This window comes from Polyangiaceae bacterium (genome assembly GCA_015075635.1).
Classification (GTDB): Bacteria; Myxococcota_A; Polyangia; order Polyangiales; family Polyangiaceae; genus JADJKB01.
Map to the genome: position 1 here is coordinate 1,977,360 of JABTUA010000003.1, position 14,195 is coordinate 1,991,554.

12 protein-coding genes are annotated in these 14,195 nt (G+C 69.2%); 5 read left to right on the forward strand and 7 right to left on the reverse strand.

Annotation, left to right across the window (positions count from 1 at the left end; all coding sequences use genetic code 11):
- The first annotated feature begins 39 nt into the window (after positions 1–39).
- Positions 40–918: a hypothetical protein gene (locus HS104_39525; GenBank protein ID MBE7486049.1), complete on the forward strand. Its 879-nt coding sequence runs from the start codon at positions 40–42 to the stop codon at positions 916–918.
- A gap of 19 nt (positions 919–937) precedes the next feature.
- Here the strand turns inward: HS104_39525 and HS104_39530 are convergent, their stop codons facing one another.
- The 6 genes from HS104_39530 to HS104_39555 form a co-directional block, all read right to left on the reverse strand.
- A complete protein-coding gene (locus tag HS104_39530) occupies positions 938–2,383 on the reverse strand; it encodes an AAA family ATPase (GenBank protein MBE7486050.1) in 1,446 nt (481 codons plus the stop codon).
- Positions 2,380–4,224 carry a type II/IV secretion system protein gene (locus tag HS104_39535; GenBank protein MBE7486051.1) on the reverse strand — a complete coding sequence of 615 codons (1,845 nt, stop codon included), beginning with the start codon at positions 4,222–4,224 and terminating at the stop codon, positions 2,380–2,382. The genes HS104_39530 and HS104_39535 overlap by 4 nt, the downstream gene beginning before the upstream one ends.
- Before the next feature lie 476 nt (positions 4,225–4,700).
- Entirely contained in the window at positions 4,701–6,224 is a 1,524-nt protein-coding gene (locus HS104_39540) for a glycosyltransferase family 39 protein (protein MBE7486052.1), read from the reverse strand.
- Positions 6,221–7,429 carry a BamA/TamA family outer membrane protein gene (locus HS104_39545; protein ID MBE7486053.1) on the reverse strand — a complete coding sequence of 403 codons (1,209 nt, stop codon included), beginning with the start codon at positions 7,427–7,429 and terminating at the stop codon, positions 6,221–6,223. Before HS104_39545 ends, HS104_39540 begins: the two co-directional genes overlap by 4 nt.
- Positions 7,430–7,609: 180 nt before the next feature.
- Positions 7,610–7,936 (reverse strand): hypothetical protein, encoded by a 327-nt coding sequence (locus HS104_39550; protein ID MBE7486054.1) that lies wholly within the window; start codon positions 7,934–7,936, stop codon positions 7,610–7,612.
- A gap of 246 nt (positions 7,937–8,182) precedes the next feature.
- A complete protein-coding gene (locus HS104_39555; GenBank protein ID MBE7486055.1) occupies positions 8,183–8,824 on the reverse strand; it encodes a TetR/AcrR family transcriptional regulator in 642 nt (213 codons plus the stop codon).
- 186 nt (positions 8,825–9,010) lie between these two features.
- Here HS104_39555 and HS104_39560 point away from each other — a divergent pair, with 186 nt between their 5' ends.
- The 3 genes from HS104_39560 to HS104_39570 all read left to right on the forward strand — a co-directional run bounded on the left by HS104_39560 (position 9,011) and on the right by HS104_39570 (position 11,673).
- Positions 9,011–9,427: a DoxX family protein gene (locus tag HS104_39560; protein MBE7486056.1), complete on the forward strand. Its 417-nt coding sequence runs from the start codon at positions 9,011–9,013 to the stop codon at positions 9,425–9,427.
- Positions 9,408–10,031 carry an HdeD family acid-resistance protein gene (locus HS104_39565; protein MBE7486057.1) on the forward strand — a complete coding sequence of 208 codons (624 nt, stop codon included), beginning with the start codon at positions 9,408–9,410 and terminating at the stop codon, positions 10,029–10,031. Before HS104_39560 ends, HS104_39565 begins: the two co-directional genes overlap by 20 nt.
- A 637-nt stretch (positions 10,032–10,668) precedes the next feature.
- Positions 10,669–11,673: an NADP-dependent oxidoreductase gene (locus tag HS104_39570; GenBank protein MBE7486058.1), complete on the forward strand. Its 1,005-nt coding sequence runs from the start codon at positions 10,669–10,671 to the stop codon at positions 11,671–11,673.
- A 548-nt stretch (positions 11,674–12,221) separates the two neighbouring features.
- On the opposite strand, the gene HS104_39575 is transcribed toward HS104_39570, so the two are convergent.
- A complete protein-coding gene (locus tag HS104_39575) occupies positions 12,222–13,226 on the reverse strand; it encodes a transposase (GenBank protein MBE7486059.1) in 1,005 nt (334 codons plus the stop codon).
- Positions 13,227–13,839: 613 nt separating this feature from the next.
- Between HS104_39575 and HS104_39580 the strand changes: the two genes are divergently transcribed.
- Positions 13,840–14,148: a DUF559 domain-containing protein gene (locus HS104_39580; protein ID MBE7486060.1), complete on the forward strand. Its 309-nt coding sequence runs from the start codon at positions 13,840–13,842 to the stop codon at positions 14,146–14,148.
- Positions 14,149–14,195 lie beyond the last annotated feature (47 nt).

Sequence of the window (14,195 nt, forward strand, 5' to 3'; positions counted from 1 at the left end):
TCGGGGAGATTCCGAGGGGTTCGCCGTATGCTGTGGCACATGACCCGAGCCCTGGCCTTCCCCGCCCGCGCCACCGCCGCCCTGATGCTCGCTCTCGGCGTGCTCGGCGCGGGGTGCAGCGAGGACGAGCCGAGCGCGGAGGAGAAGTTCTGGAAACGGTACGGCGAGATCTACTGCTCCAAGGTCGTCTCGTGCTGTCAAGCGGAGGGGCGAGCGCACGACGTCGGTGCGTGCGAGCAGGCGACCTCGGTGTTGGGCGTGCTGTTCGGCAAGGGTGAGTTCAGCCAGGCCCGGGCGGACCTCTGTTTGTCCGAGCTCCAGGCCTGGGACTGCAGCGAGGGTGACGGGCCCGACTCCTGCGACCGGGTCTTCCAGGGCAAGGTGGGCCCGGGCGGCGCCTGCGACACCTCGATGGACTGCGCGCGCCCCGCGGAGGGCGACGTGACCTGCTACTACACGTTCGCGGAGGGGAGCGAGAACGGCGCGGGGGTGTGCAAGACGACGCCGAAGCCCGCCGCCGGTCAACCCTGCGGCTCGAGCTACTCGACGGCCACGGAGTACTTCACTTGCGAAGACGACCCGAGCCTGTACTGCGACTGGCAGACCGAGGTCTGCAAGACGCGCCTCCCCATCGGGTCGCCCTGCGAGCTCGACGAGTGCGCGGTCGCCGCGACTTGCTCCTTCGACGACGCTGGCGGCAAGAGCTGCGTCGCGAGCACCCCCATCGGTGGCGATTGCTCGAACGTGTCCTGCGTCGAGGACGCCTACTGCGACCAAACGAGCCAGAAGTGCGTGAAGCTCAAGGGAGCCGGTGAGCCTTGCTCGTCGTTCTTCGAGTGCGACGGCTTCTGCGACAGCGACACCGGCAAGTGCGAGGGTAGCTCGTCCTTCGGCGTGTCCTGCGTGACGCGAGGCTGACCCGAGCGCCGTCGAGCCCTCACGGCTCGAACAGGTCCAGCGCCCGCCGATCGGCGGACGCGCGCCGCGCGCGGGTCTCGGCCCAGCGCCGCAGGGCCTGCACGCGCTCCTCGTAGAGCACGGCCAGCGGGATGATCTCCGCCGCGGCGGCGTCGAGGTCGGCCTGGGTGAGCTCCCGCGAGCCGGCGAAGGCACGGAACAGCGCGCTGGACACCACCTGCTCGATCTCGGCGCCGGAGAAGCGGTCGAGCCGGCGTGCGAGCTCGGTGACGCTGAACTGGCTCGGGTCGCGCCCGCGGCGCCGGAGGTGAACGGTCAGGATCTCTTCACGGTCCTTGGACGACGGGAGATCGACGAAGAAGATCTCGTCGAAGCGCCCGCGCCGCGCGAGCTCGGGCGGGAGGCGGTCGACCTCGTTGGCCGTCGCTGCCACGAAGACGGGCGCGCGTCGTTCTTGCAGCCAGGTCAAGAAGGAGCCGAAGGTGCGGCCGAGGCGCGCGTCGCCCGGATCGCCGGCCAGGCCTTTCTCGATCTCGTCCACCCAGAGCACGACCGGCGCCACCGCCTCGACGGCCGACAGACCGTCGCGCAGCGCCAGCTCCGGGGACCCCGAAGAGAACACCGACGCGAAGTCCAGCCGTACCAGCGGCAGACCGAGGACCGCCGCCGCGGCCTTGCTCACCAGCGACTTGCCGCAGCCCTGTACACCGCACACCAGCATGCCGCGCGGCTCGTCGAGCCCGTAGCTGCGGGCTCGGTCGGAGAACGCCAGCACGCGCTCGCCGAGCCACACCTTCAGTACGCCGAGCCCGCCCACGTCGTTCAAGCTCACCTCGGCTTCGACGAGCTCGAGCGTGGCGCGGCTGCGGAGCACGCGGCGCTTCTCGTGCCCGATGCGCGCGGCGGCCTCCGCGGGGGATCCTGCCGTGGCCGCGTCGCGGAACGCCCGCTCCGCCTCGAGCAGCGTCATGCCTCGCGCGGCCTGGAGCAGCGGGCCCCGCTCGCCGAGCACGGGCGTCGGCTGCTCCTGCACCACGTCGTCGAGCGCGGCGGACAGCTCGCTCACGCTCGGCAGCGGCAGAGGCAGCACCGCGACGTCGCGCTCGAGCTCGGTGGGCAGGTCGAGCGCCGGCGCCAGGAGCACCAGAGGTGGCGCCGGCGGCGCGAAGCCGGCGACGAAGTCGCGGAGCGCTCGGGCGACGCGCGCGTCGCCGATCCAGCGGTGCACGTCGAGCAACACTCGCACGCGCGTCGGGTCGTCCAGCGCCTCGAGGATCACGCGCACCAGATCGCCCGCGGCGTCCGCGGAGCGCGTGGCCGTCCAGCGCTCGAGCTCTCGGCCCCCGAAGGCACGTCCGAGCAGCTCGAGGGCACGCGCCTCCTCGCGCGTCTCGAGGGCGACGAGCGGGAAGCCCGCGGCCAGGCGGCGGGACAGCTCGACTTCGACGTCGTTCGACACGCTCATGCCTCCGTCGTCACCCGCAGCACCTCGGCGAAGGTCGTGACGCCGCGGGCGAGCTTCTTGATCGCGGCCTCGCGCAGCGTCATCAGGCCGTCGTCCCGCGCCTGCCGCATCATCTCCTTGGCCCCAGCGCGCCCGACGATCATGCGCCGGAGCTTGTCGTCGATCTCCATGACCTCGAACACCCCCGTGCGCCCGTAGAGCCCGGTGTTGCGGCAGCGCACGCAGCCCTCGCCCTCGGGGACCATGACCTCGCGGAACTCCCCGCCCGCGTCCAGCGCGTCCACGTCCACGCCGAGCATCGCCATCTGGTCGCGCAACAGGAACGTCTCCACGCGGCAGTTCGAGCACACCAACCGCACCAGGCGCTGCGCGGCCACGCAGACCAGCGTGGAGGCGAGCACGAACGGATCCACGCCGAGCTCGAGCAGCCGCGTCACGCCGGTCGGCGCGTCGTTGGTGTGCAGCGTGGCCACGACCAGGTGCCCGGTGAGCGCCGCCTGCGCGGCGATGGTGGCGGTCTCCGGGTCGCGGATCTCGCCCACCATGATCACGTCCGGGTCCTGGCGCAGCACGGTGCGCAGACCCTCCGGGAAGGTCAGCCCGATCTTCGGCTGGACCGCGATCTGGTTCAGCTCCTCGAGCACGATCTCGATGGGGTCCTCCAGGGTCACCACGTTGATCTCCGGGCTCGCGACCGCGCGGAGCGTGGCGTAGAGCGTGGACGTCTTGCCGCTGCCGGTCGGGCCCGTGACCAGGATCAGGCCGTTCTGCCGCGCGATGGCGCGCTCGACCACCGCGAGCTGCTCGGGGAAGAGCCCGATGTCCGGGAGGTCGCGGACCATCACCTCGGGGTCGAACACGCGCAGCACCAGCTTCTCGCCGAAGGCGACGCTCACGGTCGAGACGCGCAGCTCCACCTCGCGCTCGCCGCGCGCCATCTTGATGCGTCCGTCCTGGGCCCTGCGCTTCTCGGCGATGTCCAGGCGTGCCAGGGTCTTGATGCGGCTGACCACCGCGGAGTGCACCACCTTGGGCAGGCTGTGCACGCGGTGCAGCACGCCGTCGATGCGCATGCGGACCACGCTCTGTTCGCGGTGCGGCTCGAAGTGTACGTCACTGGCGCGCTGGTCCAGGGCGTAGTTGAGCAGGTACTCCACCGCCGCGACGACGTGGCTGTCGGCGGCGTCGATCTCGTCGACCCGCTTGAGCTGCACGTAGCGCTCGAGGTTGCCGATGTCCACGCCCGGAGACGCGATCTCCTTGGCTGCCGCGGTGACTGCGCCGCGGAAGCCGTAGAACTCGGTGATGAGCCGGTAGATCTCGCTGGGCGTGGACAGCACCATGCGCGGCTCGCGCTTGACGTAGGTGCGGATGTCGTCCGCGAGCTGAGCGTCCAGCGGGTCGGTCACCGCCACCGTCACCGTCGTCGGATCGGCCGCGATGACCAGCGCGCCGTGCTTGCGGGCGAAGGGCCGCGACAGGTACTGGGGCGCGAGCTTCGCGTCGAGCTTGAGCGGATCGAGATCGACGAAGGGCAAGCCCACCTCCGTCGCGAGCGCCTGCATGATGACGCGCTCCGTGAGGGCGTAGCGCTCGTCGCCGCCCACGCCGAAGCCCATGGCCACCAGCACCTCCGCCGGGTGCACGGGCTCGTCGCCGCCCGGCCGGCGGCCGCGGGTCACACCCGTCTTTGCGCGCAGCACGCGGGCGCGCTCCTTGTCCTGGCGCACCACCGCGTCGCGGTGCTGCTCCGGCGTGATGATGCGCGCGGCCTCGAGCACGCGGCACAACATCTCGACGGTGAGCGCGCGGGGGCGGGCGGGAGCGCGGGGGTTCGTCACCAGGGGGCCCAGCGTACGCGCGCGCGCGGCGGCGGTCCATGTCGCCTGTCCGTGCGGGGCCGGAACGCGTGGTGTCCTCGAAGGTACGAAGAGCTCACAGTCCGCGCAGCAGCCAGGCCAAGGCGGAGAGCAGCCGCTCGCCGTTCTCGTAGCTGAATACGTCCTCGGCGATGGCGGAGCCGAGACCTTGGTCCGACACGCTGCGGGCGAGGTACTCCCGGTCCGCGGAAGACAGCCTGCCCGAGGGGGTAGGAGGTGCGGCAGCTGCCACCCTGCGCGCTCGCGGCAGTGCTTACTCGTCGCGACGAGTACGTGCTCGACGGTCAGAATCGTGCTCGTCAGCTGCGTCCGCGCGTAGTGCTCCGCGAGCGTGCGCTCCACGTCGCCTCGCCCCAGCGCCTTCGCGGCGTAGGCGAACGCGCGCGGGTCCGACCCATCGCGTCGCCCGATCCGCCCGCGCGCCCTCGCGGTGGTGACTAGATGAAGCGCTTGAGCTCGGCCCAGACGACCCGAGCGGGACGCTTCCAGCCGCGGCACGAGTAGATACGCAGCCCCCGCTCGTACGGCATCGCGTATTCGGCGTCGTGCTCACCGACGAGCTCGACCCGCTCGAACAGCGCGTTCGGATCGAGACGTGCGTCCTTGGCCAAGACCAGGAGCACCGGTCCGTCCTCCCGAGGTGTTCCCCAGCCGTGATAGGAATTGTGTGGGCTGAGCGCGCGTGGCAGCCCGAGCGCGGGACCGAATCGATCGACGGCCCCGGCTTCGCCGTAGTTGGTCACGATGACCTGCACGCTGGCGCGGTCGCCCTCCGGGAGCGCGTCGCGGGCGCGTGCGACAGCTCTCACGAGCTCGGGCCAGCCGAACATGTCGGCGAAGTGTTGCGGCAGGGCTCCCAGCTCGGCGCGTTCGGCCTTGGGCGGCGCCAGGCCGAGTCGCCGACCCCAGGCGACGGTGCGCTGGACCTCTAGGATCGGCAGCGCGAGCGGCGTGGTGGCCGCGCCCAGGCCCACAGCGACGACCCCCGCCATCTGGGGCAAGCGCCGGAGCGCGCGCCGCGCCGCCCAGCGCTCGAGGCTCGCGCCGCCGCCGGCGAAGAGCACCGGGTAGAACGGCAGGAGGTAATACGCCTTGGCGCCCAGCACGACCAAGAGCCCCAGCAGCACCAGATAGGAGAGCCCCAGCGCCCGCGCCGCAGGATCGTCTCGGACCAGCGTGAGGCCCACCAGGCCGGACAGCCAAAGCGGGAGGTTTCCTGGACCGGCAAGCGTGATCTGCGCGACGACGAACCCGAGTGGGGACATCCGCACCATCTTCTGAGACTGCGCGTTCGCGTAGAACTCCAGCGCCGGCAGCCCATGGTGGAGCTGCCAGACCAGGTGCGGTAGGACCAGCACGAACCCCAAACCCAGCGTCAGCGCGAAGCCCCGGGTGAAGAGCGAGCGACCTCGCCCCGCCAGGACCCAAGCGACGACCGACGCGAACGCCAAGAACGCCATGCTGTGCTTGGTCAAGAGCCCGAGGCCGAGCGCGAGCCCCAGGAGCGCGTGCCGACCGAAGGTGGGCGCGCGCCCCACCTCCAGGAGCAGGCAGCAAAACGCCGTCCACAACAGCGGCTCGAGGGAATTCATGGAAAGCGTGTGGAAGACGAAGAGGAAGGTGGGCGAGAGGGACACGCCGGCGGCCGTCAAGACCAAGCCGACCGAGCGGGCGCCGAGGCGATGGGCCAAGAGCACCGAGCAGAGCGTGGTGACCGCTCCGAGCAGCACCGCCGGCGCGCGCAGCGCGGACAGCGAGTCGCCGAGCCAGCGAGAGGCGAAAGCCGCCAACGCAGCCACAGCCGGCGGATGATCGACGTAGCCCCAGGCCAGATGCTTCCCGCAGGCGAAGTAGTAGAGCTCGTCACGAAACCAGCCGAATTGGTCGATGCACGCGACGTGCAAGCCGGCGACCCCGAGGCAAACGCCAGCGACAATGCTCCACGCCAGGCGGGGGCTCACAACACATGCTCCACGTCCACGTACACACCGGGGACGGCACCCGTCTCGCGCGCCAGCGGCGCGTAGGCGAAGTCTGCCCGAACGAGCAGCGAGTCCCCCCAGCGAAATCGCGGACCACCGCCGAACCCCGGATGGAAGGTCCAGCCCGATCCATCGAGCGGGCTCACCGACCGGAAGCTGCCGGCGTAGACCCTGCCGGCGTCGGCGAACGCCGCGGCCCCCAGCGTGAAGCGCTCCTGCGCGCTCTGAAAGTGCCAGAACATCGAGCGAGCTTCGAGGTTGCCGATGAGCTTGGTACGGCCGATGAGCCGCCCATCCGGCAGCCCGCGGACACCCATGCCACCGCCGGGGCCGCGCCCGGTCTCGAAGCCGCCATGACGTCCGAGCTCCAAGAGTGGAGCCCGACGGCTCAGCACGTCCCCGATCAGGCGCGCGCCGATCACGAGCCGCTCGCCCGTGACGGGAAACCAGCTGCGCAGGTGGAGCGTCGCGCCCAGATACGGCTCCGAGGCAAACACCCCCGGACTCTGACGGAACGCCAACTGCAGGTGCTGGCCCGAAGTCGGAACGGTCTCGTGATCTCGCGTGTCGACCGCCAGCCCGACCCCGAAGACGATGCCGGTGTAGTCCCCGACGCCGTGGAGGCGGTGGGCCTCCTGCTCGAGCAGGCTCCCCGGATACACCTCGATGCTCGTTCTCTCGAGGCGCACGCTGGAGAGCGTGCGCAAGAAGGGCAGTGGCGCGCCGACGACCGCGGCGCCGGTGCGCAGCGTGGTGCCGTCGAACTGATAGAATCGCCGCGCCGCGACGTAGGCGTCGCTGCCTTCGGGCAGACCGGCCCACTTCTGCTCGGCGTGGCTGGCGTTTCCCACTCCGTAGTAGCCGCGGTTCGTCGTGCGCAGGTAGGCGACGTCGAAGGACGGCCGGAGCAGCGGCGCGGCGGCGGCGGGCCAGTCCAGGCGGGCCGCAGCCTCGCGATAGGGAAACTCCGTGCCCGTGGCCTCCTTCTTGATGCTGGTGACTGCCAGGACCTGGGCACGCCACGCATACGGACGCACGCCGTCGCGGAACCGGGCCAGTTGCCCGAAGGCGCCGAGCTTGAACCCTACGTCCGTGTCGCCCGCCATCACCGGGAGCACCCCAGGCTCGAAGCGGTCGCGCGCAGGGGCGGGATCGGCAGCCGCGGCCCGGGTCGAGATCGACATCGCGATCAGTACGGCTGGAAGGGGAAGCCGCATCGGTCCGTGGCGGCGTATCACATGCAGGGAACGACGTCCGGAGCCCGCTCGACGCGGCGGCGCAACGGCTGCGCGCGACGACCCGCTGGGGTCACTGGACCGGGTGACGACTTCGACGGCCGCACGGTGGGCGTGGACGGGTAGCGTTCAGAGCGTGAGCACGTGGATGCCGCGCTCGCGGCAGTGCTCGTCGAGCTGGCGAATTGCTCGGGAAATGTCCGGGCGCATGACCCCGTCGCGGGCGCTCTTCGACTCGGAGCCCTCGAACTCGAGCTTCTTCAGCGCGCTGCGAGCCACTCTCCTCTCCTTCACCCTACACGCGGCACGGTCGATCTTCGCCCAGGCGGCGATGCCTGCTCCGGATCGCGCGCGGCCACCGGCGCGGCTGGAGCCGTGGCCTCGACCTTCCGCTTCCGCGCCGCTCGCGCCGGCGGCCAGCCGCTGCCGCGCCGCCTCGACCTCGGCTCGGCTCACGGCAGCGCGCCTTCCGGCAGAAGTCCTCGACCTGCTTCAGGCGGTCGGCGCCGAGCGTGGCGAGCGCGCTGGATTTCGCTCGCTCGGCGTGCGGCATGTGGCGTGGGCGACGATCCACCAGGCGTCCGCCGTGCAGGTGCACGTGCGAGAAGAAGAGCCGCTGCCCTTCGAACGCCGCGCGGACGCTCGTGTGCTGGATGCGCCGGTGCCGCGGCGTGCTCGCGGGGGGACCTGACGCCGCTCCCGTCATTCACCGCGCCGACGTTTGCGACCATTCGTCGCCTCGGCCGCGCTCGGCAGGAGCGGTAGCTTTTTGGTCGACATTCGGCGCGCGTCCGCGGGCGTCACGCCGAGGCTGCGCAACACGAGCTGGGCTGCCTCCGAGCCGGCGTCCTGCCAGTTCTTGTACCCGCTCAGCATCGAGAACATCGCCGCGAGCGTGGTGCCCGTGATGAGAGCCACGACCGAGGCGATGTGCTCGGGCGCGAAATCGTAGCGGTGCTTCGATAATCCGAGCACGAGATCGGCCATCGGCGCCGCGTTCCACATCGTTTGCAGAAAGTGGTTGCTGAACGAGAAGCGAACCAGGAAACGACCCCAGTTCGGCTCCTCGTGCGCGCGACGGACGAAGCACCGAATCCCCGTCGCCAGGCGCTCGGCCGGATCGTCGAGGGTCGGCAGGATCGTTGCCAACCGCTCGTGCATCTCGGTTGCGAGACTGGCGGCGATCTCGTCGAACAAAGCGTCCGGTGCCTCGACGTTGTTGTAGACGGTGCCTCGCGCGATCCCGGCTTCCTCCGCCAACTCGCTCACCGTGATCGCGGCGCTGCCCTTCTGGGCGAAGAGGCGGAGCGCCGCTTCGCGAATTCGCTCCTCATTCGTGCTCATCGACCTCGCTCCCGAAGCGAAACTGAACATGGGTGTTTAATATGTGAATTCTGCTGGCCAAATGCAATATAAAATATGGCTGTGTACCCGACTTGACAGATTGAACACGCGTGTTCAACTTGGAGTCATGAAGCTCGCAGTGCCGGCAAAGCCTCTTTCCTCCGAAGCCACCGTGGAGGTGCGCCCATGAACACCGCACTCTGGGTCGCGCAAGCGCTTCTCGCGGCCATCATGATCGCCGCGGGCGCGCCCAAACTGTTGCTGCCACGCGCCTTACTCGTCCAAAAGATGACCTGGACGAAAGACGCGCGCGCAGCGCTGGTCCGGCTGCTGGGACTCGCGGAGGTGTTGGGCGGTCTAGGTTTGATCCTTCCGCCCCTCCTCGGAATTGCTCCAATTCTCACACCGATCGCAGCCGCGTGTCTGTCGTTGATCTTGGTTGGTGCACTCGTGACGAAGCTGCGCAGTCGCGAATCGCCCGTGCTGCCTGCCGTCGCCATGCTGCTCGCGGGCTTCATCGTCGTCGGGCGGGTGCTCCCGCCGAATCGCAGCGCGCCGATGGTGGAGCGCGGAAAGGACGCCAATGGACAACTATCAGAATGAAATCGTCGGTGCGCTGAGGGCTCGCTGGTGGGCACTGCTCGTGCGAGGGATTGCCGCCATCCTGCTCGGGATCCTCGCGCTCGTCCTGCCCGGTCCGGGCTTGCTCGCGCTGGTGTTCGTCTGGGGCTCGTATGCGGTGATCGATGGCGTGTTCGAGCTCGCCGTCGCGGCGAAGCGAGGACGCCGAGGCGCGCGCTGGGGCTGGTACTTCTTCGAAGGGCTCGTCAGCATCGGCGCGGGAGTCCTCGCGTTCGTCTGGCCCGGCATCACGGCGCTCGTCCTGGCCATGATGGTGGGCGCGTGGGCCCTCTTGACCGGTGTCGCCGAGATCGCCGCGGCAATCGGCCTGCGCAAGGTCATGAGCGGGGGAGGGTTGCTGGTCGCGAGTGGGATCTTGTCCATAGTGTTCGGGCTCGTCGTATTCGCGTTTCCGATCGCCGGCGCGCTCTCGATGGTCTGGCTGTTCGGCATCTGCGCCATCGCATTTGGAGCGCTGCTCGTCGCGCTTTCGTATCGCGTGAAGCATTGGAGCCAGCAGCCGCAAAAGCCGGCGACGCAACCTTCGCATCGAGTCTTGCGGGTTTCACTCGAGGGGAGGCTGTGATGGGCAACCCAGGTGCCGCCCCAGCTCGCGCAGGGTCGGATCGCGGAACAGCTCGGGGACCCGCACGATCTTGCTGGCGCCGATGCCGTCCAGGGCGGTCTGGGCGAAGAGCGCGTCGACGCCCAGCTCGGCGTCCTCCGTGAGGGCGTGCGCCAGGGGACTCGGAAGGGCAACTTGGCGACGGGACGACCACGAACAGTGACGTCGCCACTCCGGTGCTGAACGCGGCCAACGTCACCTCGGTGCGCGCAGGCGCTCTACACTCAACGTGGAAGCGATCTCCGAAATGCGCGGCGCTTCGACCCGAACCACATGTGGTCGGCGAGGCCACGAAACACGCGCGACTCGCACGCTTGGCAACGCGATCGAAAGGCTGCGGATCGCCGTGATCGCTTCCATCCACACCACTGGGCCGACGTGCCCGAGCCGCTGGAGGCGCTCACGGCTGGGTTGATGGCGCGCGACGCCTCCCGACGGCCGGACATCGCCGAAGCAGTCGTTGCGCTCGCGGCGGTCCGCGCGGCAGCAGGCTACGAATAGCGCGGGCCCCCGCGCTTCGGGTCGGTGGCGCACGAGTTCACGCAACTCGGAGATCAGGACACCGAAGCAATCCAGATCCGCTACAACGGACGGAGCCATGACCCTGGAAACCCGTGCCTGGATCCTGAAGCAGCGACCGAGCCCCGAGATCACCGATCAGACGCTCGTGCTCGAGCGCCGGCCGCTCGCGGAGCCCGGTGACGGCGAGGTGCTGGTCCGAAACCTGTACCTCTCTCTCGACCCGACCAACCGCGGCTGGATGAACGAAGAACCCACGTACCTTCCCCCGCTGCCCCTGGGCGCAACCATGCGCGGGCTCACGGTCGGTCGCGTCGAGCGCTCGCGCTCCGAGTCGCTGGCGGTGGGGGAGCTCGTGCAAGGGATGGGCGGCTTTGCCGACTACGCCGTGGCACCGGCGCGTGCCTGGACGAAGCTCCCTCCTGGGCTCGATCCCACCCAGGCCCTGGGCGTCCTCGGCCACATCGGGCTCACCGCGTACTTCGGGCTGATCGACGTCGGCAAGGCGAAGACTGGTGAAACCGTCCTCGTCTCTGCGGCGGCCGGCGCCACCGGCTCGCTAGTGTGCCAGATCGCCAAGCAGCTCGGCTGCCGCGTGGTGGGCATCGCGGGAGGCAGCCAGAAGTGCCAGTGGCTGGTCGATGCGCTCGGAGTCGACGCGGCGATCGACTACAAGAACACCCAGAACCTGGCGCGCGCGGTTGCGGCCGAGTGTCCGAACGGTGCCGACGTGTTCTTCGACAACGTGGGCGGCACGATCCTGGACGCGGCGCTGGCCAACCTCGCCATGCGAGGACGCGTCGTCTTGTGCGGAGCGATCTCTCAGTACAATCGCGCCGAGGTCGTCGGCCCCAAGAACTACCTGGCGCTCCTGGTTCGCCGCGGGAGGATGGAGGGGTTCATCGTGCTCGACTACCTACCACGTGCGCTCGAGGCGATCGGAGTGCTCTTGCCGTGGGTGCAGCAGGGCAAGCTCCGGCTGCGCCTCGACGTGGTCGATGGGCTCGAGCATGCGTCCACTTCCCTGCGCAGGCTTTTCAGCGGCGAGAACCAGGGCAAGCTCCTGATCAAGATCGCGGACTGACGGCTCACGTCGCCAGTCCAAGCGTCATCCGATCCACCTCGCGGGAACACCCGGTCACGACCAAGAACCCCGTGGCCCACTCACCAAGGGAACCACTCGCGGGGGATCTTCTGCCATCTTCCTGCCCCAACTCCTGGAGGGGGAGATGTCAAGAATGGTTCTTCGCGTGGCCAGGGCCCACGACGCAATTTGCGCGTCGGGCGGTTGGCTAGCAGTCACGGAGTAGCGCTCGGGGCTAGCGCCTTTCCAGGTACGCGAGTCTGGCGGCGCTGATCGAGACGGCGTGTCGCGGTGCGGAGACGATGAGCTGCTGATGGCGTTCTGAAAGTAGATGTCCGTGCCTGTCCGATTAGGGCGGCACGATCCTCCTGGAAGGGCCTCTTGGGTCCATGGCTTCAGTAGATGCTCCGAGGACGCACAACCTCGCATGGGGACCTCCGCTGCGCGTACAGGGGGCCAGTTGGGGCATGGGTGCTTGTCCTCGAAGTTTTTGGGAGCCGCCGGCGAGCATTCGCTCCATCTGCACCGAGAGCGCGAGTGGCGAGCAGCTACTTCGCGTCTGTCGTGCAGTGCTTGGCCGGGTCGTACTCCTCCTTTTTCTTCCAGATCGCCAGGGTGGCCGAAGCGATGCGACGTGCAATCGTCAGGCGGGCGAGCGGTGGCTTGGAGTTCTGCAGCAGCCGGTCGTAGTCGCGGCGCAGCGGGTGATCGGTCTGGGCGATGACGCTGAGCGCCGCGCCTTTGAATATGGCCTTCAGCAGGGGATTGCGGTTGCGGTTGAGGCCGCGGGTGTGGGCGACCTGACGGCGCACCCAGCGCTGGCTCCGCTCGTCGCGCTCGTAGTCCGACGAGCTGCGCGTGACGATGCCGAGGCCGCAGTACCCGAAGAAGTCGCGCTTCGTGGAAAAGCGGAACGGCGTGACGACGATCGCGACGATGTACGCTGCGCGCACCGGGCCGATACCTGGCAGCGTCGTCAGCCGGCGCACCTCCGCATGCTCCCGTGCTTGCTCGAGCAGCCATATCTCCGCCTGTTCGCGGACTTCGCACAGACCGTCGAGCTCGGTCGACAGCAGCTGAGCCATGCGCGCTCGGGCCGGCGGCAGCTTCGGCAGCCACTGATCTCGGGTATCCGGGTCGTAGATCTCGTTGCCCATGCCGTGGATGCCCCGAGAGCGATACAGCGCATTGAGCCTGAGCTTCGTGCGGACCACGTCGGCAGTAGTGACCCGATGAGCTCGCACCGCCTCGCGCAGCTGCGTGAAGCGGCCGCGCGCCTTGAAAACGACGTTCTCGAGGTCGCCCTTGCGGAGCTTCGAGGCGAGATTCCAGGCATCGATGGAGTCGTTCTTCGCTCCGGCATGCTTGTCGGGCTGGACCACCACGAGCTCCGCCACGTGCGGCTCCAGGACCTCGCAGAGCCATTCGCTGAGGGTGCCCTCCTCCATGCACAGGCGACGCTGTCCGGGAATGGTGCGAACGAAGTCGATCAGCACTTTCGCGTTCGTCTCGAGCGTTTGCTCGCGTAGCTGACGGCCTGCCGAGCCCATCACCGCGAACGTGCAGGTTTGCGAATGCGCGTCGAGTCCTATATAGCGATCCATCGGTGTCCTCCTTGGTGGCTGTTTCGGTTTGCACTTGAGGCAGTACCACCACCGGAGGACGCCGGTCGCAGAGCACGCGTTCCAGGCGATGGGCGCTCAGCCACACAGTCAGCGCGAGCACTCTGAGAACAGCTGAACCGAGCGTTCCAACCGCCACCCCCGTCTTATGCCTCGCCGCCGCTTCGCGGCGTCGGTCTTCCCCAAATTCGGGCTTACGCCCGAATGGGGAAGACGGGTCGTCCCGCGCCCGTCGCTGCGCGCGGTGTTTCGTAGCTGGCACGTCGTCGCTCGCTGCTGCGAGCGGCCCGGTGTCCTCGGCCCGGCGCGGCGGTCGGGCTCCGCTCGTCGGCCCACGCTCTGCGCCACGCCGCGCGGTGGACTGTCGCGCCACGCCGCTCTCGCATGCGCGTGCGCGACCGAGAGCGCCTGGGGCGGCGTGTCACAGATCGTGCGCCCTGGGTCGCGAAGCCTGCCCACCACGCCGGGCCTCGGAGGAACCATGTCCGCTCACCCCATCGCTCAGCTTCGTCGCCAGCAAGTCCTCGCGGACCGCGCCGCCGCCATGCGGGCGCAGCCCACTCGCTCGGAAGCCGCCCTGTGGCAGCACCTTCGCGCGTCGCGGCTGGGCGTTTCGGTGCGCCGTCAGGTGGTCATCGATCGGTACGTGGTCGAGTTCCTGCTGCCTGCGTGCAGGCTCGTCATCGAGGTCGACGGTGGCTGGCATCGTGAGCGCCGCGGCGCCGACGCGCGGCGAGACCGCCGGCTTAGCAGGCTCGGCTATCGGGTGCTGCGGCTCGAAGACGAGCTCGTGCTCGGCGATCTCGCCGAGGCCTTGCGCCGGATCCGAGCGGCGCTCGACGAGCCCGGCTGACTACCCGCGCACCAGCGCCGACCCCGCGAGCTCCCCCGCGAGCGCCA